At 36.8% G+C, this 508-nt stretch carries 1 pseudogene; it reads left to right on the top strand.

What is annotated here, in order from left to right:
- Window positions 1-266 (top strand): annotated as a pseudogene (gene pssA / locus R7Q09_RS28570) (CDP-diacylglycerol--serine O-phosphatidyltransferase); the annotation flags it as partial.
- Between the last annotated feature and the right edge of the window lie 242 nt (window positions 267-508).

Raw genomic sequence — 508 nt, forward strand, 5'->3', positions numbered from 1 at the left:
ATAAACGATACATGCTGCTTACAGGTAACAACTTAAATCCGCGTGCTTGGTCTCTCGATCTTGAAAATGGTTTATTGATTCAAGATGACTACGCAAACCTTACTCATAAGTTTGAAGATGAAGTAGCCCGAATCCTTGAACATACGCAGCTAATCTGCACTTACAAACAGTTGGAAAAAGTCGAAGATTACCCGCTTGCTGTACAAAAACTCGTGAGAAAAATCACTCGCTTAAAAGCTGACGGTGTTTTAAAGCGTATCCTTTAAATATCTTCCGCTTATTTGTCTTTCAAAAGTCCAACTTATGTTGGGCTTTTTTTGTACACGGCAGATCAAGTGATTTCCATTTTTCAAAAGACATATCTCACCCTGAAGGCCCCACACACTTTTTAAACATAAATACAGAGCGAGTATTTGATTAGTTCTAAGCACCTTAGAACGGCTTAAAAAATACTTATTAAAGGATTGAAACTAAGCTCACTATCGAAAAAACAGACAAAGGTAGTTAA

The sequence above is a fragment of the Vibrio sp. 2130-1 genome, assembly GCF_033339515.1.